At 36.8% G+C, this 20789-nt stretch carries 20 protein-coding genes, 1 pseudogene and 3 other annotated features; of the genes and pseudogenes, 5 read left to right on the top strand and 16 right to left on the bottom strand.

The window, feature by feature from the left end; translation table 11 throughout:
* Positions 1-177 precede the first annotated feature (177 nt).
* The 3 genes from pheT to ACX5JI_RS00595 all read right to left on the bottom strand — a co-directional run bounded on the left by pheT (position 178) and on the right by ACX5JI_RS00595 (position 4753).
* Entirely contained in the window at positions 178-2598 is a 2421-nt protein-coding gene (pheT, locus tag ACX5JI_RS00605) for a phenylalanine--tRNA ligase subunit beta (protein ID WP_459499185.1), read from the bottom strand.
* A gap of 18 nt (positions 2599-2616) precedes the next feature.
* Positions 2617-3651, bottom strand: a complete 1035-nt coding sequence (pheS, locus tag ACX5JI_RS00600; protein WP_459499184.1) for a phenylalanine--tRNA ligase subunit alpha — start codon at positions 3649-3651, stop codon at positions 2617-2619.
* A gap of 45 nt (positions 3652-3696) precedes the next feature.
* Positions 3697-3925 (bottom strand) — a binding site (T-box leader).
* 63 nt (positions 3926-3988) lie between these two features.
* The gene (locus ACX5JI_RS00595; protein WP_459499183.1) at positions 3989-4753 is read right to left on the bottom strand and encodes a TrmH family RNA methyltransferase; all 765 of its coding nucleotides are present in this window, start codon (positions 4751-4753) and stop codon (positions 3989-3991) included.
* Positions 4754-4867: 114 nt separating this feature from the next.
* Here ACX5JI_RS00595 and sspI point away from each other — a divergent pair, with 114 nt between their 5' ends.
* Positions 4868-5077: a small acid-soluble spore protein SspI gene (gene sspI, locus ACX5JI_RS00590; protein WP_017153966.1), complete on the top strand. Its 210-nt coding sequence runs from the start codon at positions 4868-4870 to the stop codon at positions 5075-5077.
* Positions 5078-5254: 177 nt separating this feature from the next.
* On the top strand, positions 5255-5812 hold the full coding sequence (locus ACX5JI_RS00585; RefSeq protein WP_459499182.1) for an HD domain-containing protein: 558 nt from the start codon (positions 5255-5257) through the stop codon (positions 5810-5812).
* A gap of 35 nt (positions 5813-5847) precedes the next feature.
* On the opposite strand, the gene ACX5JI_RS00580 is transcribed toward ACX5JI_RS00585, so the two are convergent.
* Complete coding sequence (locus ACX5JI_RS00580) at positions 5848-6870, bottom strand: DUF4179 domain-containing protein (RefSeq protein WP_459499181.1); 1023 nt, start codon at positions 6868-6870, stop codon at positions 5848-5850.
* 21 nt (positions 6871-6891) lie between these two features.
* A complete protein-coding gene (locus tag ACX5JI_RS00575) occupies positions 6892-7434 on the bottom strand; it encodes a sigma-70 family RNA polymerase sigma factor (RefSeq protein WP_459499180.1) in 543 nt (180 codons plus the stop codon).
* Positions 7435-7620: 186 nt separating this feature from the next.
* Between ACX5JI_RS00575 and ACX5JI_RS00570 the strand changes: the two genes are divergently transcribed.
* Positions 7621-8340: a CPBP family intramembrane glutamic endopeptidase gene (locus tag ACX5JI_RS00570; protein WP_459499179.1), complete on the top strand. Its 720-nt coding sequence runs from the start codon at positions 7621-7623 to the stop codon at positions 8338-8340.
* A gap of 103 nt (positions 8341-8443) precedes the next feature.
* On the opposite strand, the gene ACX5JI_RS00565 is transcribed toward ACX5JI_RS00570, so the two are convergent.
* From ACX5JI_RS00565 to ACX5JI_RS00550, 4 genes are all read right to left on the bottom strand, one after another.
* Positions 8444-8911, bottom strand: coding sequence for a GyrI-like domain-containing protein (locus ACX5JI_RS00565; protein WP_459499178.1), 468 nt, complete (start codon positions 8909-8911; stop codon positions 8444-8446).
* A gap of 51 nt (positions 8912-8962) precedes the next feature.
* Complete coding sequence (locus ACX5JI_RS00560; RefSeq protein WP_459499177.1) at positions 8963-9097, bottom strand: helix-turn-helix transcriptional regulator; 135 nt, start codon at positions 9095-9097, stop codon at positions 8963-8965.
* 831 nt (positions 9098-9928) lie between these two features.
* The gene (locus tag ACX5JI_RS00555; protein WP_459499176.1) at positions 9929-11665 is read right to left on the bottom strand and encodes a DHA2 family efflux MFS transporter permease subunit; all 1737 of its coding nucleotides are present in this window, start codon (positions 11663-11665) and stop codon (positions 9929-9931) included.
* Between the two features lie 14 nt (positions 11666-11679).
* Positions 11680-12333 carry an HlyD family secretion protein gene (locus ACX5JI_RS00550; protein ID WP_459499175.1) on the bottom strand — a complete coding sequence of 218 codons (654 nt, stop codon included), beginning with the start codon at positions 12331-12333 and terminating at the stop codon, positions 11680-11682.
* 295 nt (positions 12334-12628) lie between these two features.
* On the opposite strand from ACX5JI_RS00550, the gene ACX5JI_RS00545 reads away from it, so the two are divergent.
* On the top strand, positions 12629-13252 hold the full coding sequence (locus ACX5JI_RS00545; RefSeq protein ID WP_459499174.1) for a TetR/AcrR family transcriptional regulator: 624 nt from the start codon (positions 12629-12631) through the stop codon (positions 13250-13252).
* A gap of 31 nt (positions 13253-13283) precedes the next feature.
* On the opposite strand, the gene ACX5JI_RS00540 is transcribed toward ACX5JI_RS00545, so the two are convergent.
* Both ACX5JI_RS00540 and ACX5JI_RS00535 read right to left on the bottom strand, forming a co-directional pair.
* Entirely contained in the window at positions 13284-14369 is a 1086-nt protein-coding gene (locus tag ACX5JI_RS00540) for a M42 family metallopeptidase (RefSeq protein WP_459499173.1), read from the bottom strand.
* A 68-nt stretch (positions 14370-14437) separates the two neighbouring features.
* Positions 14438-14929 (bottom strand): dUTP diphosphatase, encoded by a 492-nt coding sequence (locus tag ACX5JI_RS00535; RefSeq protein WP_459499172.1) that lies wholly within the window; start codon positions 14927-14929, stop codon positions 14438-14440.
* A 462-nt stretch (positions 14930-15391) separates the two neighbouring features.
* On the opposite strand from ACX5JI_RS00535, the pseudogene ACX5JI_RS00530 reads away from it, so the two are divergent.
* Positions 15392-15811, top strand: a pseudogene (locus tag ACX5JI_RS00530) (VOC family protein).
* A gap of 79 nt (positions 15812-15890) precedes the next feature.
* On the opposite strand, the gene rplT reads toward ACX5JI_RS00530, so the two are convergent.
* From rplT to ytxC, 5 genes are all read right to left on the bottom strand, one after another.
* Positions 15891-16247 carry a 50S ribosomal protein L20 gene (gene rplT / locus ACX5JI_RS00525; RefSeq protein ID WP_459499171.1) on the bottom strand — a complete coding sequence of 119 codons (357 nt, stop codon included), beginning with the start codon at positions 16245-16247 and terminating at the stop codon, positions 15891-15893.
* A 37-nt stretch (positions 16248-16284) separates the two neighbouring features.
* Positions 16285-16485 carry a 50S ribosomal protein L35 gene (gene rpmI / locus ACX5JI_RS00520; protein WP_001125945.1) on the bottom strand — a complete coding sequence of 67 codons (201 nt, stop codon included), beginning with the start codon at positions 16483-16485 and terminating at the stop codon, positions 16285-16287.
* Positions 16486-16506: 21 nt separating this feature from the next.
* Positions 16507-17010 carry a translation initiation factor IF-3 gene (gene infC / locus ACX5JI_RS00515; protein WP_000973214.1) on the bottom strand — a complete coding sequence of 168 codons (504 nt, stop codon included), beginning with the start codon at positions 17008-17010 and terminating at the stop codon, positions 16507-16509.
* A gap of 63 nt (positions 17011-17073) precedes the next feature.
* Positions 17074-17195: a sequence feature (ribosomal protein L20 leader region), on the bottom strand.
* Between the two features lie 380 nt (positions 17196-17575).
* On the bottom strand, positions 17576-19507 hold the full coding sequence (thrS, locus tag ACX5JI_RS00510; RefSeq protein ID WP_459499169.1) for a threonine--tRNA ligase: 1932 nt from the start codon (positions 19505-19507) through the stop codon (positions 17576-17578).
* Between the two features lie 47 nt (positions 19508-19554).
* Positions 19555-19782, bottom strand: a binding site (T-box leader).
* 31 nt (positions 19783-19813) lie between these two features.
* Positions 19814-20695, bottom strand: coding sequence for a putative sporulation protein YtxC (ytxC, locus tag ACX5JI_RS00505; protein ID WP_459499168.1), 882 nt, complete (start codon positions 20693-20695; stop codon positions 19814-19816).
* Positions 20696-20789: the final 94 nt, after the last annotated feature.

Raw genomic sequence — 20789 nt, 5'->3', positions numbered from 1 at the left:
CGACGATTTTTCAAATATATCGACCGTTTCTCATCATATATCGGCGCAAATTAAAATATATCAGCGATTCGACAAAGGATATCGACTAACCAGCAAAAAACGACAAAAAAACAGGAGCCCCCTGGCTCCTGTTTCCCAACAAACTGTAAAAAAAGCAGCCAAACGGCTGCTTTTTTGTTACTTACGTAACTCCGCACCAAATTTCTCTTCTACCGCTGTTAATACACGGCTATGTGCTTCTGTTACCTCTTCATCTGTTAATGTACGCTCTGGATCAAAGTAATTCATAGAAAATGCAAGTGATTTCTTGCCTTCTTCCATTTTTTCACCTTCATACAAATCAAATAATGTTACCTCTTTTAGGAGTTCTCCGCCAGCTTCCGCAATCACTTGCTTCATTTCACCAGCTTTTACTTCTGCCTCTACTACAACAGCCATATCACGTGTCATCGATGGGAAACGCGGAATTGCTGAGTAATACGTTTCTTCTACATCAGCAGCGAATACTTTTACAAGAGATAATTCAAATACAAATGTATCTTTCACATCTAATTGTTTTTGCGCTTCTGGGTGCAACTGACCGATGAAACCAATTGCTTCTCCATCTAGTAAGATATCAGCTGTACGTCCTGGATGCATGCCTTCACGTTTTGCAGGAGCATATGTGATATTACTTACAACGCCAAGTACGTCAAATAATCCTTCTAGCACACCTTTTACAACGAAGAAGTCTACGACTTTTTTCTCACCTTGCCATGCATGGTGAAGAGCAAGTCCTGTCATAACACCAGCAAGATGTTGTTCTTCTTTCGGAAGCTCACCTTCTACTGTTGGCAAGAAGATAGAACCTACTTCATATAAGGCAACACTATCGTTTTTACGAGCGTTGTTATATGAAACGGCTTCTAATAATTGTGGTACTAAGCTTAAACGAAGTTGGCTGCGCTCTTCACTCATTGGAAGTGAAAGGTTAACAGGCGCTTTTTCACTTGGCTTAATCATATATTGTTTTGCTTTTTCAGCGCTTGTTAATGAATACGTAATTGCTTCATATAAGCCAGCACCTTCTAATACGCGGCGTACTTTACGGCGCTTCGTTTGCGCTACTGTTAATTTACCACGCGTCATTGTACCTGCTGGTAATGTGACCGGAATATGATCGTAGCCATATAGACGCCCTACTTCTTCTACTAAGTCTTCTGCAATTGTAATATCAGGACGACGTGCTGGTACATTCACATGGAATGTTCCTTCTACTTCTGTGAATGGGAATTTTAAGTTTGTAAAGATTGTACCCATTTCACTTGCAGAGATTTCTGTACCTAATACACGGTTTACCTTTTCAACTGTAACTGACACTGTACTTTCTTGTACTTGCAAGTTATCAACTTCTACTACACCTTCAAGCGCTTCACCACCAGCGTATTTTGCCATTAAAGCAGCTGCGTGTTGAATTGCTTCGAATGTACGTGTTGGATCGATTCCTTTTTCAAAACGTGCACTTGATTCACTACGAAGACCTAAGTCTTTTGATGTACGTCGAACTGTTTGACCACCAAAATATGCAGCTTCAATGAGAACGTTTACTGTCTCATTATCAACTTCAGATTCAGCTCCGCCCATTACACCGGCAACAGCTAATGCTTTTGTACCATTTGTGATCGCAAGGTGATGCGCTTGTAATGTTCGTTCTTGATCGTCTAATGTTTGAATCTTCTCGCCTTCTTTTGCAAGGCGAACAACGATTTCTTTTGAACCTAATTTATCATAATCAAATGCGTGTAATGGTTGACCATATTCAATTAAAATGTAGTTTGTAATATCAACTACGTTGCTAATTGGGCGAATACCAGCTGCCATAAGACGCGTTTGCATCCACATTGGCGACGGGCCAACCTTTACGTTTTTCACCATTTTCGCAATGTATAATGGGTTTTCTTCTGTCGCTTCCACGCTTACAGAAATGTAATCAGAAGTTTTTTCTGCTGTTTCTTGTAAGTCTACAGCTGGAAGCTTCACTTCACGGCCGTAAATTGCAGCTACTTCATATGCAACACCTAACATATTTAAGCAATCTGCACGGTTTGGTGTTAAACCAAGCTCAAGCACTTCATCATGTAAGTTTAAAATTTCAAGTGCATCTGCACCAACTTCAGCATCACTTGGGAAAATGAAGATACCGTCTGCATATTCTTTCGCAACTAGTTTCCCGTCAATGCCAAGTTCCTGAAGTGCGCAAACCATACCGTGAGAAGCTTCGCCTCGTAGTTTTGCTTTTTTAATTTTGAAGTTCCCAGGAAGTACAGCGCCAACTTTTGCAACTGGTACTTTTAAACCTTTTGCAATGTTAGACGCACCGCAAATGATTTGTACTGGCTCTTCTTCACCGATGTCGATAAGACATTTGCTTAATTTATCAGCTTCTGGGTGTTTTTCACATTCTAATACGTGACCAACGACAACACCTTTTACACCTTTATTTAATACTTCAACACCTTCTACTTCAATACCACTTTTCGTGATTTTATCTGCTAGTTCTTGTGCTGTTACATCTTTAATATCTACATACTCTTGTAACCAACGATATGATACGAACATCCTTTTCCTCTCCTTCCCTTACGCTCGTTTGAATTGTTGTAAGAAACGTACATCATTTGTATAGAAATGACGAATGTCATCAACGCCGTATTTCAACATTGCGATACGCTCTGCGCCCATACCGAATGCGAAACCTTGATACTCTTTCGAATCATAGCCAGCCATTTCAAGTACGTTTGGATGAACCATACCTGCACCTAAAATTTCAATCCAGCCCGTTCCTTTACATGTGCCGCAACCTTTACCGTGACACATCATACAAGAAATATCCATTTCAACAGATGGCTCTGTGAATGGGAAGAAACTTGGACGAAGACGAATTTCACGATCTTCACCGAACATCTTTTTCACAAATACTTGCAGTGTCCCTTTTAAATCACTCATGCGAATGTTTTTATCAATGACAAGACCTTCAATTTGCATGAACTGATGTGAATGCGTCGCATCATCATCATCACGGCGATACACTTTACCAGGGCAAATAATTTTGATTGGGCCCTTTTCTTTATTATTTTCCATCGTTCTCGCTTGTACAGAAGATGTATGCGTACGTAGTAACGTTTCTTCTGTAATGTAGAATGTATCTTGCATATCACGAGCTGGGTGATCTTTCGGTAAGTTTAATGCTTCGAAATTGTAGTAATCTTTCTCTACTTCTGTTCCTTCTGCTACTTCATAACCCATACCGATAAATACATCTTCAATTTGTTCAACAACAGCTGTTAATGGATGGTGACAACCTGTTTCTACAGGACGACCTGGTAATGTAACATCAATTGTTTCAGATGCTAATTTTGCTTCGATTACTGCTTTTTCTAAATGATTAATCTTGTCTTCTAAACGCGTTTGAATTGCCTCGCGTACATCATTTACTAATGCTCCCATACGTGGACGCTCTTCTGGGGATAATTTCCCCATGCCGCGCAATACTTCTGTAATTGGACCTTTTTTTCCTAAATACGCAACGCGTACATCGTTTAAGCCCTTTAGCTCTTTCGCTTCTTCAATCAGCTCTAATGCTTTTTGCTTTAGCTCTTTTAAACGTGCTTCCATCTCGGAACCCTCCTAATTTTAAAAATAAAAAAAACCTCGCTCCCTAAAAGGGACGAGGTAAATTCGCGGTACCACCCTAAATTGATAGAACAAGTCTATCCACTTCATTCTTATAACGGCTTTTTAGGCCGGAACGCCTTTACATATATAATGGTCCTGGCGTCAACTCAAGAGGTGAATTCACTTCCGTCTACCATAAGAATGCTTTCAGTCTACGACATTCTCTCCCTATATGGCGATTTTGTAAGCTACTCTTCTCTATCAACGTTTTTCATTATTTTCACTTTTATTGTATGTTCATCATGAACATGTACTTCAACTTATTATAAGAAGTTTTTTACTTGTTCGCAACTGGACTTTGTAAATAATACGTCAAAATCCCAGCAGCAACAGCAACATTTAATGATTCTGCTCCGCCGTAAATCGGAATATACAAGTTTTGATCACATTTTGTAAGAATCTCTTGGCGCACGCCACTTCCTTCGTTTCCTACAATTAAGGCAAAACTTCCTGTCGGGGTTACTTCACCATATGGAACTCCGTTTTCAAGCGCTGTGCCATATACAGGCACATTCTTTTCTTTTAACTGATCTACCCATTCTGCTAAGTTCCCTTTTACAATCGGCAGGTGGAAAATAGAACCTTGTGTTGAGCGAAGTACTTTACTATTATAAACATCCACGCATCCTTCTCCAAGCACAACGGCATGAATACCAGCTGCATCTGCTGTACGAATAATCGTTCCTAAATTACCTGGGTCTTGCAGGCCATCTAATAATAAAAATTTCCCATCTGTAAGCGCTACTTCTTTTTCTTGCTTCTCACAAACAGCAAATACACCTTGTGTTGTTTCTGTTTCACGAAGCAATTTTACAATCGCTTCAGGTACAATATACATTTCAACATCAGTAACCGTCCAATCTTTCGGAAGATCTGTTTGGTCTGAAACGATAAGCTCGGTAACAACTCCTGCTTTTAGAGCTTCCTCCACTAAGTGGAATCCTTCTACAAAAAATAAACCTTTTTTATCGCGTTCTTTTTTCGTCTGCAGTTTTTTCCACTGCTTTACACGCGTATTTTGTACTGAATCAATGTTTTTCATTCTATGCATTCCCTCTCTTCTTGTCTTCCCATTATAGCCTATTTTCTATACATATTTACATAAAAAAGGACAAAAACTAACGTCAGTTTCAATTCAGAAGAAGAGGTGAAAGTGATGAACTTTAATTTACGCGGCGCTGTATTAGCAAATGTTGCGGGAAATACACAAGGCGAATTACAAGAGACAATTGTAGAAGCAATTCAAAGCGGTGAAGAAAAAATGCTTCCAGGTCTTGGGGTTTTATTTGAAGTGATTTGGCAAAATGCCGATGAGAATGGAAAGCATGAAATGTTAGAAACACTTGAACAAGGGTTAAAAAAATAAGTAATATGAGGTCACCTTAGCATAAAAGCTAAGGTGATTTTTATATTCACCACATTATTTTCTCTCCTAAACATTTCTACTTTACTAACAGAACGGAATGAAGTAAAATGTTCAAAATATACCTAAATCTATTGCTTTCTATCATACACATCAATGAATAAAAGGAGTGAATGTTTTATGAGTCGTGTTACACTTGAACAAATTTTCACACATCATATTGCACAAAAATATATAAACCGTTCTGGAATGGTTCACGCAATTGCCGTTGCTTACCATGCGTTTCACTTAGCCAAAAAGCATCACGCCTCAGTCGATGCAGCAACAAAGGCTGGTTTCCTTCATGATATAGGGCATCACACATGGTACACAGGCGGAGAATGGGACTATGAATTGTATAAAAAGAATGATATCCATGCGATTAAAGGAGCGGAAAGAGCTCATAAATTATTAATCAGATTAGGAGAACACCCGAAACAAGCAAAGGAAATTTCTGTTGCGATTCTCCTGCATACCGATTCTTTTCTCGTAGAGCAAACAATTGAAAGAACACCTCTCCAAAATATTATTAAGTGGGCGGACGAAAAAGACGAAGAGCCAGGCGGAGCACATCATTACCGCACAATCTCTTATGAAAAAGCACTGAAAGCCATTCAGCAATTAGATCGAATGGTGGAGCGTGAATTACAAATAGAGCAGTCAAAATCAAATAAAAAAGCAGAACGTAGTTATCAATGAGAAAGAGGCATCACTATAGGGTGATACCTCTTTTATTATTTTACAACAACTTCAAACGCTTCTTCTTTCAATACTTTCTTGTAATCTGTTTTCTTCTCTCCTTCTTCACCTGATGTGACTGTTGGAATAAACGTAATTTTTGTAACACTATCGTCCAATTTCTCAAAACGAGCATAACTATCTTCCACTAATGTATGGCCTGACATAGGCTTTAGTTCATTCCCATTTTGATCTTTGGCTAAAAAGGTAACATCTAGTTTCTTACCCTTCAACATCTTATAGTTCAATTTTGTAGATACTGGAGAAATCTTCAAATCTTCTACTTCTATTTTTTGGCCGTTTTCTAATGTAAAATGCTTTTGAATTGGTATTGTCTTTGTTTCCGCTTTTAATTTATCGCCAGATGCCTTAAAAGAGAAACCCCATTCTCCTTTAACAAAAGACTTTTGACTCATCAATGAAATGTCTCGATATACAACCTGTATATCTACTTCCCCTTTCACATCCATTTCTCGCATTTCTTCATCCTTTAAATCTATAGTAGAAAAAAATGTATATGTATCATCATTGACTTTTTTCTCTCCCCCACCTCCACTTCCATTTAGTGCTTTCCCATTTATATAAATATCCGGACTTGGAAACATGTCTTTTAACTCTATACTGCTAGACTTAAACGTGCTATTAACAATAATTTGCCCCTCATCTATAAGTACTTCATCTAAACATACTTCTATCCCATTATCATAAACGGTTTGTCCAATTGTTGTTTTATATTCTTTTAACGGTTCTCCCCTGCTATTCACATAATCTTCCATCTTACTGCCAATTAGCGGAATATCAGCAATCATCCCTCTCATATCAACTGTCATTGTAATAAAGAATAATGCAGCAGCTGAAGTTATAATTACGATATTACGCTTTGTATGATTCTGCTTCTTTTTTAGTTTCTTTTTCATCCGCCTTTTAATCTGCTTCTTTTCCATATCGCTTAATGGAGTTGCATCGTATTCATTCTCATCCACAACGACTTCATTTAACATTGCAAATAGATCTTTCATTTTCTTCACCTCACTTCTTTGTTATTTCAATCGGTTATGTAAAAATAATGTCCTTAACTTCTGTCTCCCTCTTGATAAGCGGTTATATATGACAGAATGCTTCATACCCATGTCATTAGCAATCTCTTCTACGCTATCTTCTTCTACATAACGTTTCATGAAAATTTCTTTATCTTGCTTATTTAAATGACTTAACATATTCTCCATTTCAATACTCACTACATCTTCCGGTATACTATTTTTTTCTACGATTTCGCCCATCTGATCTAAACCTTTTTGATTTACTAATTTGGCATATTTTCTCGCATAATCAATCGATTTATATTTTGAGATGGCTGCAATCCAGTTTTTTAACGTATTTTTTTCTCCATCAAACTTTTCAATATGCTCCCAAATTGCTAGCAATATATCATCCATACATTCTTCCTGTACATCTTCTAAAAGGGATAAATGTTTTCTAACAATACTTTTTATAAGCCCGCCGTACTGGTCAATGACGACATATAGCGCTTTTTCATTTCGCTTTCTTAATTCTTGTACAACATTTTTTTCTGTAATTTCCATATGTCTCCTCCTTTCTCATACGCTCTACACTTATTCATTCGTTTCCTTATCAGCTATTTCTATCAAAACTCAAATATTTCTTACTAACAATTAACCCAACATACATATATATGTAATATTCAGAAATGACAGTTTTGTATTTCATATGTATAATTATATATATAAATAAAAGGGAGAATCCGATATATGGAACCAACTACACAACTTACATATGATCAGAAACCATACTCCATGTCATGGGGACAATTTATTAGTTCGGCTCTATTTACCTTTTTTGGAACAGGACTAATAAGTGGGGGATTTATACTATTGCCACTGGCACTTTACAGCGAAGGCGTGACAAACAAAAAGACAGTGGCTCTATATGAATCACTTGGAAATACTGCACATACTTTCTTAGAATTACTCATTTTATTGTTATTCATCTATAAGTATGAACCAGCGAAAAAGTTATTATCAACTGCTTTCAATTTCAAAGCACTTACAAATTTAAATACTTACGTATACTTACTTCTTTTTTTTATATTAAATATCGTTTTAAATGCATTTATTTTAATCCCTCTATTTCCCGATGCAACAACGCAACAATCATCTGCTTTACACTTAGATGTTCTAAAACAATATCAATTTTTATTAATTATTGGATCTGCCATTTTTATTCCAATCTTTGAAGAAATCATTTTCCGAGGTATCATCCTTCGTTTCTTCTTGGAACGCTTTCCATTTTGGATTGCAGCCATTGCATCAAGTTTTATTTTTGGTATCTCTCATACCTATTCACTTGGCGTTATGGTTGGAGCTTTTCTGATGGGGCTCTTCATGGCAATTTTATACAAGCGAACAAATTCAATCATTCCGGCTATGTTATTTCATATTATGAATAATGCGTTTGCGTTTGCAATGTAAAAAAAGTATCGCTACGTGGCGATACTTTTTTAGTTAAAAACAACTTCAAATACTAAAAAGAGATAACTAATACTAACCGACATAATTATCCTATTCCTAAAACCTATTCATTCTTAAGTATAGAAACCCAAAGCTCACTACTTGGCTCTCTATCAGGTGCTAAATAGTTTTCAATACAAGGAAGATCTGCTAGCTCATATCCGGAAGTCGGTAACCATTCTTTGTATAGACGCTCCCAAGCAGAAGAAGCATTCGGGAAAACAGCCCACGTACTTTTCGGTATCACAATTTTCTCCATATCGGTAGGAAGTTCTCCTTCATAACGGCAACCCATAACATAATCAAACTCTTCATCTGTAATTGTAGCTTGTTTTCCGCATACGCCTAAAATCCCTTCCAATTTGCATTGTGGCTGTTCCCATGACATGTCTATAAATCGCTTTAGTAATCCATTCTGATTCGCATCTTCCCATAATGCCGGAATGATACTTGAGGCATTCTTTGTGACGACCGTTTGTTTCACTCCTACAATCTCAATCTCAAAATCTAATCCTTCAATTCTATACTCCATTTCTTCATCCCCCTTAATCGTAATTTGAACGGAAATTCTCAGAAAATCCTTTCATTCGATCCCGTTACTACGCGCTTCCGCTGGAGTGACCCCATGGAGGTTCTTAAAAGCGCGACTAAAGGAATCTGGAGAACCGATCCAAGCAATACCTGCTAATGCTGTTGCGATTAAGAATGCATCATTCATACCGTTCTAGATAAATCTTCAAACTCCCTCCTTTCTATCAAAATTTATAGCACCACTAAAAATAAACCTCTTCTTGTAAAATATAGAGTGACCCAATAAAACACCCCTACTGTCGTATGTAGATATAACGACTAGTTGGAGGTGTTTTTCTATCAGATTTTACCGAAAGAGTACCCCTACTTCAATTTCGCGAGGAGTGAAGCTCAGAAATAAGTAGCGGGGTGAATTTCGGTTTTTGTGTAACAAAACATTTTTTTCATGATAAGATATCTTTGAGTACAAATTGTACTTTGAAAACTGAACATATCAGGTTGTAGTAGGTACATAATGGCTCTACTACGTAAAATGTTCAAGCCTAAGAAGTAGCCGAAGACGCGTTGATGATTCTTAGGAATCTTGCAGTAGGCTCATACGAAGTCCCAAAAGCGAGACTAATGGGATAGAGGGGTTGGGTGTTCATAGCACACCACTGTGTCAACTCCACTAACGTTAAGCGTTCAGCAATATTCGATACGTTAGAAACCCCTACTTCAAACGAAGTTAAGTGGGGGAGTATTCATCAAATGATGTCCATGCCTAATTAATCTTTCATTACATCACAATGTAATATGCAAAAGCCCTGTATACCATCTAATTCTACAGGACTTTTTCCATTTCATGCTATTCCTTTACCTTCAATCGACACGCTCATTCTTTCTTCTAAAGATTGTATAGAAGCAAATACCAAATACTATGCCGTATATAATACCCAATACTAGCTTTCCAAAAATTGAACCAATAATACTATACCTTTATATTTTATTATCAAAAATACAAAAAAAGCAGAGAAATTTAATTCCCTGCTTTTTTATTCGGCTTATTGCCTGATGGTAAGAATAATGATAACACCCAAGCGATACCAGCTAATGCTGTTGCGATTAAGAATGCATCATTAATACCGTTAATTGAAGATAACTTTGTAATTTGTCCGAGTAATAACTGCGTGCTCATCGCATCTCCAGCTTGTGCTGATCCGGCCACAGCTGCTAAACTTTGTCCCATTCCGTGCACTTTATCAACTAAAATTGGATTTGTCTGCGTTAGCATATTTCCGTAATCTGCAACGTGATTTGTTGTCTGCTGCGTCATAATGGTAATTAAGATCGCTGTACCAATGGAACCAGCTACTTGTCTTGACGTATTTTGCGTTGCTGTACCGTGAGAAATTAATTTCATTGGCAATGCATTCATACCAGCCGTCATAATTGGCATCATAATGAATGACATACCAATTGAACGTATAATATAATCCGTCATAATTACGCTATATGGTGTATCCATTGATAACTTTGTAAATTCATATGTCGCATATGTCGTAATCGCTAATCCAACGATTGCTAATGGACGAATGCCATACTTATCAAATAACTTCCCTGCAATCGGTCCCATCATCCCCATAATTAATGATCCTGGAAGAAGCAATAGACCTGATTCAATCGGCGTAAACCCGCGAATATTTTGCAAGTATACTGGAAGTAATAACATACCTCCGAATAAGGCCATCGTTACGATTGCGTTAATTAATAAAGTGAAAGTAAATACCGGATATTTAAATACTTGTAAATCAAGCATTTTATTATCTGTTGTTAACTCTCTCCAAATAAATAACGCTAAACCAATTACACCAACGATGAGTGAAATAACAACTTCTGCACTGCTCCAGCTATTATTTCCTGCTTCACTAAATCCGTACAGTAAGCTTCCTAGTCCGATACTTGAACTAATCACACCAAACATATCTAGCTTCGTTTTCGAAACGGGCTGAGTAAGTGTAAAGAATTTTAATGATAATAATGTGATAAGTAAACCAATAATAAACATCGCATAGAACATTACATTCCAGCTATAGTTTTCAATTACCCAACCTGTTATAGTCGGTCCGATAGCTGGCGCTAAAATCATCGCTACCCCTAGTAATCCCATCGCGGCTCCGCGCTTATGTGGCGGGAATAGCGTCATGAAGATATTCATACCAATTGGCATTAAAATACCTGCCCCAACCGCTTGAATGACGCGACCTGTCATCATCATAGTGAAGTTTCCAGATGTAGCACAAATAATAGACCCTACAGTGAAGAATAACATTGCTGCGACGAATAATTTTCGATACGTAAACCTCGAAACTAAAAATGCACTAATTGGTACTAAAATTCCGTTTACAAGCATGAATCCTGTAATTAACCATTGTGCTGTTGAAGTCGATACGTTAAATTCATTCATTAATGGAGGCAACGCAACATTAATGATCGTTTGGTTTAAAATAGAAACGAACATACCGAGAATTAATACTGTTACGACTGCTTTTACATTCACATTCGCTGTCGGTAATTGTTTTTTCGGTGCTTCTTTTTCAAGTTCCGGTGTTTCTAATTCGGCTATACTAGAAGATTCTTGTTTTGTTTCGATCTTACTTACCGCTGGGACTTGTTCTTCTCCCGCGTTCGTTTTTTTCTTTCTTAAAAGACGATTGACAAGGAAGAAGACGATTATACAAAATAATGCATATCCTACTATTAAAGTTGAGGACATTTTATCTTTCCCCCTTACTTATGAATACGAACTGTCACATTCATTCCAGGAACAATATTTACTGATTTACTATGATCTAAAGAAACTTTAACTGGTACAACTTGTGTCACTTTTGTATAGTTAGCTGTTGCATTGCTTGATGGTAACATAGAGAACGTATTTGCTGTTGTTAGTCCAACTTGTTCTACTTTCCCTGTTAACGTTGTATCAGGATATGCATCTACATATACATCTACTTCTTGACCTTTTTGTACATCATCAACTTCTGTTTCTTCAATGTTTGCAGTTACCCATAAATCGTTCATGTCATATGCATAAGCAATTGGGCTACCTGCCCCAACAAATGCATTTTTCGTTGCATTTGATTGAACAACCGTTGCATTTTGCGGAATTGTTACATCTACCGTTTGCTCACCGTTTGCTCCTTGTGCAGAAACAGCACCTAACTTATCATTTTCGTTGTAGCTCTTTCCTACTTCTGCCTTCCATTCTGTTAATTTACCTGCTACTGGTGATGCAACTGGGATGACTTTCCCATCAATTTTTGCATTGTCTGTTTTTAAATAGTTCTCAGCTTGGTTGTAATAGTAATAACCGCCGATACCGCCGCCAACTAATACAATTAATGTGATAATATTAATAATCACCATTCTTCGAAATTGATTCATTGCTTTCCTCTCCTTATATCGCATATAATTTTTTTCTAAACTATTTTTATTCCTTTTGTTTATATTGTTTAATTATTAAGTATATTAACTTTCAAACAAAAAAATCACACCATTTGCGATGCAAACCATATTTTGTCTACATGCGAGCGGTGCTGTTTTCTAAAGGAATATCGTTTATAATTATAAATAATTATTTTGAATCTACAACCGACAATTTGAGCATATATGTTGGTTATCCAACATTTTGTCATCTATTTGTTGTTTAAGTAATGAAAATTCAGCAAGGAGAAATAAAATGTCTATTAAAAATACAAACGATCCGCGTGTAAAACGAACGAGGCAATTAATACAGGATGCTTTTGTCGCTTTAGTAGGCGAAAAAGGATTTGATAATGTAACTGTGCAGCATATCGCTGAGCGTGCTCCAGTGAACCGCGCTACTTTTTATAGTCATTATCATGATAAATATGACTTATTAGATAAAAGTATCGAGGAAATGTTAGTAAAGCTCACCGAAATAATCAAGCCAAAAAGGAATAATAAGGAAGATTTTCAGCTTGCATTTAACTCCCCTCACCCAACCTTTCTAGCCCTATTTGAGCACATTGCTGAAAACGCTACTTTCTATGACGTCATGCTTAGCGAAAAAGCAGCCGGAAACTTTTTTTATAAAATGATGAAAACAATTCAAACACATTTAACGTCAAGCTTATCCATTTCACAGCCAAATGATGAAGAACTCATGATTCCGCGCGATATCCTGATTAGTTATGTAACAGGCGCTCATCTTGGCATGATTATATCGTGGTTAAAAAAAGGTATGGTTTACTCGCCTCACTTTATGGCAATGCAACTAACGAGGTTAATTATTTTAGGAGCCCACGCTGCAGCTGGATTAGAAAAGCCTTTTGAAATATAAAAAAAGCGAAGACATCTCTTCGCTTTTTTTATTAGTTAAATGTAATATTATGTACAGCCTCTTTATCCAGACGTTTAATGACTTCTACAATTAACTTCACTGCATTTTCATAGTCATCACGATGTAACATTGCTGCATGGGAGTGAATGTAACGAGTTGCAATCGTAATTGCCATAGACGGAATACCATTTACAGAAACGTGGATTGCCCCTGCGTCAGTTCCACCTCCAGCTACAGAATCATATTGATATGGAATCTGTAATTCATCCGCAACGTCAACAACGAAATTACGAAGACCGGTATGTCCAATTACAGATGCATCATATAAAATGATTTGTGGTCCATCACCCATTTTACTTTGTGCTTCTTTTTCTGTTACTCCCGGTGTATCACCAGCAATACCAACATCTACCGCAAACGCGATATCCGGTTTAATATAATGTGCAGATGTCTTTGCACCACGAAGACCTACTTCTTCTTGCACAGTCCCAACACCGTATACAACGTTTGGATGCTTTTCATCTTTTAATTGTTTTAATACGTCAATTGCAATAGCACAACCAATGCGGTTATCCCATGCTTTTGCAAGCAGCATCTTTTCGTTTTTCATCACTTGGAATTCAAAATATGGTACAACTTGATCTCCTGGTCGTACGCCCCATTCCATTGCTTCTTCTTTGCTAGAAGCACCGATATCAATGAACATATCCTTAATTTCCACCGGTTTTTTACGAACTTCCGCTGGTAAAATATGCGGTGGTTTCGAACCAATTACACCTGTTACATCACCTTTACGCGTTACAATTGTTACGCGCTGTGCCAGCATAACTTGTGACCACCAGCCACCAACTGTTTGAAAACGAAGAAAACCTTTGTCATCAATTTGGGTAATCATGAAACCAACTTCATCTAAATGACCAGCTACCATAATTTTCGGACCGTTTTCTTCCCCTACTTTTTTCGCAACTAAACTTCCTAAATTATCTGTAGAAAGTTCATCTGCAAACGGTTCGATATATTTTTTCATTACTTCACGTGGCTCGCGTTCGTTCCCTGCGATCCCCCGTGCATCTGTTAATTCTTTTAACATTGTCAATGTCGCGTCTAATTTTGTCATTGTCAATATCTCCTTTTTCTTCAGTCACTTCATTATACAAAAACAAGTTGTAATATTCAAAAATTAAGTCAATATCCTTGTGTTTGACGCTGATGGTTTACTTCGTTTTTATTTAAATACGCCTTTTCAATTTCTTCTTGCCCAAAATCAAGAGCTTGTCCAAGACGAAGATAGCTTGTGAATAGTTCAATATAATTTGTAATAGACGGCTGGTCCGTAAAACGAATGACTTTCGCATATGTGTCTAAGAAAATTTCAACTTGTGTTTTATTCGTTTGCGCACATTTATAAAACAAGAAGTTTTTATCAATCCCTAAGTCAATTCCAATCGATAAAATAAAATGCAAACCGTCTACATATTCTTCAAGTATAACTTCACGCTCAGCTGCTGGTTTTTTACTCCAATATTTAAAGCAACGTGTTTCATTTGCAAGTTCTCCAATTTCAACAAGAAGTGCTAACATTTTTTCTTTCAGTAATTTCTTCGGTTGTAGATCATGCTCTTTTACAATACGATCGTCTAATTCTTTTTGTAATTTAAATAGTTGTAATAAATCCATTCTATTCCTCCTCCAACATCGCATAAAAACAATGTTGCTTTATCTCATATTTAAAGCTTTAAAAATCCTACCTATCTATACAGTTAACTTCCTAATCCCTTATAAAATAGCTTGTCCCTAAATCATCTAAACATTATCTACATCTGATGAAACTTCTATATCATCTTTCCATTATAGCAGTGTCGCTTCTGCTAGGAAAGATTCCTTTCTTTATTTATTCCCTGTAATGAAGGGTATAAATGAATCACCTAATCTAAGAATGAGTAATTACCCTTTCCTACTTAAAAATGGCCTCTACTCATTAACTCTGGTGATGTTTGAATCAAACAAAAAATTATTCCGTATTATAAAAAAGAATGGATGGTATTAAATGACAACTAACAGTTAGTTGGTTGAAGAAGGAATTTATATTACGACTGATTAATTGTTAAAAAAAGGAATATATTAAAAGGAGGTAATCAAATAAACAATACATTATTAAGAATAGGTACTACTTATATCCCTGTAATGAATATAGAAATTTCTTCCAAACGGTACATAAACAACTTAGGTGCAGAATTCTGTTATAAAGATGCAGGCAAAGCCATTCTTAACTTTGCGAACCAAAATATTTTTCTTGTTAAATCTAAAGAAAATCAAAACTCAAATTTTTATGATATTTACGGTGAAGAGCGTTTTTCTATTACATTTGAAGTGAATGGATTACATGCTCTAGAAGCAATCCATAGCGATTTTATCGAGAAAATTACGAGTTGAGGAAATCGAAAACAGGGGTCACACTGGTAGAAATTTTGTTTTTTTTATGATTTAGATGATAATAAATTTGATGTATGGAGTGAATTGAGCCCAATATTCAAAGAAAAATATCTTATTTCACAATAAAAAATTCTTTCTTGTTCTAGTTGAAAAAACAATTGATAAAAAAACCTTAGAAGAAAAATCTTCTAAGGTTTTTGAGTAATTAGTTTAAGTTGTTTTTTGCAACTGTTGCTAATTCAGCGAAAGCTTTTTCGTCATGAACAGCTAAGTCAGCAAGCATCTTGCGGTTAACTTCGATACCAGCAACTTTTAAACCGTGCATTAAACGGCTGTAAGAAAGACCATTCATACGAGCAGCTGCGTTGATACGAGTGATCCATAATTTACGGAAGTCACGTTTCTTTTGACGACGGTCACGGAATGCATATAGTAAAGATTTCATAACCTGTTGGTTAGCAACCTTAAATAATGTATTTTTAGAACCGTAGTAACCTTTTGCTAATTTTATAACTTTTTTACGACGTTTACGAGTAACCGTACCACCTTTTACTCTTGGCATAATATTACCTCCTATTTGTTCTATATATCAGCCGAACTTATTTTAAGTTGTCAAGCATTTGACGAATGCGTTTGAAGTCACCAGCGCTTACTACACCAGCTTTACGTAGTTTACGTTTAGCTTTTGTAGATTTGTTAGCGAATAAATGGCTTGTGTAAGCGTGTGAACGCTTAAGTTTACCAGATCCAGTTTTTTTGAAACGCTTTGCAGCGCCGCGATGAGTTTTTTGTTTAGGCATAGGTATTTCCTCCTCTATCTATTACTTATCGTTTTTCGGTGCTAAAACTAAGAACATACTACGTCCTTCCATTTTAGGCTTAGATTCAATTGTACTAACTTCAGCACAAGCTTCTGAGAAGCGATCTAAAACACGTTGACCGATTTCTTTATGAGTAATGGCACGTCCTTTAAAGCGAATTGACGCTTTAACCTTGTCGCCTTTCTCTAAAAACTTGATAGCATTACGAAGTTTTGTGTTAAAGTCATGTTCATCAATTGTAGGACTTAAACGAACTTCTTTCATGCTGATTACTTTTTGATTTTTGCGCTGCTCTTTTTCTTTCTTCTGTTGCTCAAAGCGGAATTTACCGTAGTCCATAATGCGGCATACTGGCGGTTTCGCATTTGGAGCAACCAATACTAAGTCAAGATTAAGATTTGCAGCTAAGTCTAAAGCGTCATTACGAGACTTGATGCCAAGTTGATCACCATTTGCACCAACTAAACGTACTTCACGTGCACGAATTTGCTCGTTAATCATCATATCCTTGCTAATAGTAAGCCACCTCCAAGGTTTTCTCAGAATACGTTTTGCGATCGTAGAACCCGAACAAAAAAAGTGCGGGCGTACGAACACCCACACTTGTAATATCTTTAGTAAGAAATACATTTACCTGCTAACTGCATATGCGTCAATCAGGTGAGAAGCGGGTGCTTCTACTTGTTCTACAAAACAATATTCTATTATCCTTGATGAGTTTACCATAGGACATAACGTCTGTCAAGACGACGCGTTTTACTAACAACAAGAAATATTGTAACAAACAACACGAATACATGCAATACTTTTTTACGAGAAGTATTGTTTGGTTATTTTTCCCACGTAAATCCTTTTTTATTTTTTGACGTATACGTTACCGCTACGAAGAATAAAATTTGATTTGCACTCATTTTCTCCTTCTGTTTTCACATGGAATGGGCTAAAAAAGGCACTGACCACTTCTATCCATGGCCGGATGCTCTCATCCATCTAAAAAGAATGGTTTTCTGTCATTTTTTCAATTCGTATTTATATATACAAGAAAGCCGCGGCATGCCGCGGCTCATTCTTAACGTTTTCCTTCTACTTTAATCATATCAACAAACGCGTCTAATGCGATTGTTTCTGATTTTTGTTCACCATATTTACGTACGTTTACACCATTTTCAGCAACTTCATTGTCACCTACTACAAGCATGTACGGAATTTTTTGCATCTGTGCTTCACGGATTTTGTAACCAATTTTCTCTTCACGAGTATCCACTTCAACACGGATACCAGCACGTTGTAAGTCTTCCTGTACTTTCTTCGCATAGTCTAAATGCACTTGCGGAGAAACTGGGATTACTTGTACTTGAACTGGAGCTAACCATGTTGGGAATGCACCTTTATATTCTTCGATTAAGAAGGCAACGAAACGTTCCATAGTTGATACAACACCGCGGTGAATTACAACTGGGCGATGAGGTTTACCATCTTCACCAACGTAAGTTAACTCAAAGCGTTCTGGAAGTAAGAAGTCTAATTGTACAGTTGAAAGTGTTTCGTCTTTTCCAAGTGCAGTACGAACTTGAACGTCAAGTTTCGGACCGTAGAATGCTGCTTCACCTTCAGCTTCATAGTAATCAAGACCCATTTCATCCATCGCTTCTTTTAACATTGATTGTGCTTTTTCCCACATTTGATCGTCATCAAAATACTTTTCAGTATCTTCTGGATCACGGTAAGATAAGCGGAATGAATAATCTTCTAGGCCGAAATCTTTGTATACTTCTAATGTTAAGTTTACAACGCGTTTTAACTCTTCTTTAATTTGATCTGGACGAACGAAAATGTGCGCATCGTTTAAAGTCATTCCGCGAACACGTTGCAATCCAGATAGTGCACCAGACATTTCATAACGGTGCATTGTTCCAAGTTCCGCAATACGAATTGGTAATTCACGGTAACTATGAATATCGTTTCTATACACCATCATGTGGTGTGGGCAATTCATTGGACGAAGCACTAATTCTTCATTGTCCATTTGCATTGATGGGAACATACCATCTTGGTAGTGATTCCAGTGACCAGAAGTTTCGTAAAGCTCTCTGCTTCCTAGCACCGGAGTATACACATGGTCATATCCTAAACTTGCTTCTTTATCAACAATATAACGCTCAATAATACGGCGGATTGTTGCACCTTTTGGTAACCAAAGTGGTAAACCTTGTCCTACTTTTTGGCTATTTGTAAATAGTTTTAACTCTTTACCTAGTTTACGGTGATCACGTTCTTTCGCTTCTTCAAGCATACGAAGGTGTTCATCTAATCCTGCTTTTTTCACGAATGCAGTACCGTAAATGCGTTGTAACATTTTATTGTTACTATCACCGCGCCAGTAAGCACCTGCAACGCTTAATAATTTAAACACTTTAATTTTTCCAGTAGATGGAAGGTGAACTCCACGGCAAAGGTCGAAGAATTCGCCTTGTTCATAAATAGAGATAACCGCTTCTTCCGGAAGATCGTTAATAAGTTCTAATTTCAGCTCATCACCGATTTCTTCATAACGACGAAGCGCTTCTGCACGTGGCACTTCATGACGAACGATTTCTAAGTTCTCATTCACGATTTTTTGCATTTCTTTTTCAATTTTCGGGAAGTCTTCAACCGTAATTGCTTCTTCCATATCAATGTCGTAATAGAAACCATTTTCGATTACTGGCCCAATACCAAGCTTCACATCTTTATATAAACGTTTTAACGCTTGTGCTAAAAGATGAGCTGTTGAATGGCGTAAAATGTATAAGCCATCTTCAGAATCTAATGTAATGATTGAAACTGCACCATCTTCTTCAATTGGTGTACGAAGATCGATCATCTCATCATTTAATTTTCCAGCTACAGCTTTTTTCTTTAAGCCTGGGCTAATAGAAGCTGCGATTTCTTCAGTTGTTGTTCCTTTTGGAAACTCCTTTACAGCTCCATCAGGGAAAGTAATTTTAACTACATCTGCCATCACTGGTCACTCCTTTTTTTCTCAAAATAAAAAACACTCATCCCGTAAAAAGGGACGAGTGTTGAATTCGTGGTTCCACCCTTGTTCCAATTAACTAAATTGTTAATTGCTCAAGTTCAACATAACGGTGTTGTCCGTTAGCAATTACTAGAAAAACGTTCACTGCTACAGTTTAGAGGTGGTAAGCAATATACTCGTACTAGGAAGCTCACACCCTAAGGCTTCCCTCTCTGAGAATCGTAGTAAATTACCCATGTCCTCATCGTGACATTTCAATATATTTCATTTATGTAGGTAATTATATGCTCAAAAACTTAGAAAATCAAGGGCGTTCCCCTTATTTTTAAAATTTTTCATGTTATGTTCAAATTCATGCAGTGCACATAATTGAACTCGTTCTTGAAATACATTTTGAAGGGTAACAATCATATTATGATCTTGCTCTTTCGTATACAAATAAATCATTCTCGGTGCAATAGAAAGAAGCGGCGCAATTACCTTCGTATCAATGTATACACTCTGCTTCGTTAGTAACTCCTCATCTATATATTGAACCAATTTCTCTTCTTTTAAACGCATTCCTTTTTCATCATAAAAAATAAAGCTTTCATCAAATACAAGATGGATACAAGATAACCGTGATTTACGACTGCCCACCTGTTGCCGTAGCATTTCGATAAACATTTGGTATTCTTGTTCCATTTTATATTCATCAATCGCCACTTCCACAAGGCGATGCACCATCTCCCTATATGTACGAAGGCGAAAACGAGTGTAAGAGGAAAAAGAAAATGAAAGTGGATCACAAAGCCACCCTTTTAAAGAAGACATAATACGAGCTTCCATTTGATTACGTGTTAACTCCCGAGCAACTCCCTTTTGTTGTCCATTTAAAATAGCGTATGCCATATGTAAGATTTGATGGCATTCTTCTTGTTCTTCATAAAAAAACTTGTCTTTTAAAATGGTATGAATCCATTCACTTTGTTTTATATGGACAATAAAATAAAGAAGTACCGGTATTAAAACTTCTTCAATATAATTCGATTCGCATATCGGAATATGAATGGTTACCTTTTGTTCATATAAATAAATACTTGTTTCTTTATATTGTTTTTCCGTTCTCTTTATTAATTGCTGATATACGTGCATAGCATCATTTTTTTCTTCGAAGCAGATTTCAATCACTCTTGCCCCCCCTTTTATCCCGCTCTACAAGGCCGCTTTCTTTCAAGCCCTATAAGTGAAAGCTAGGCTCTAAGTAGAAATAACTTCTCCCTAT

Source organism: Bacillus sp. C1 (genome assembly GCF_054570475.1).
This window is presented reverse-complemented; position numbering and strand designations above follow the sequence as displayed.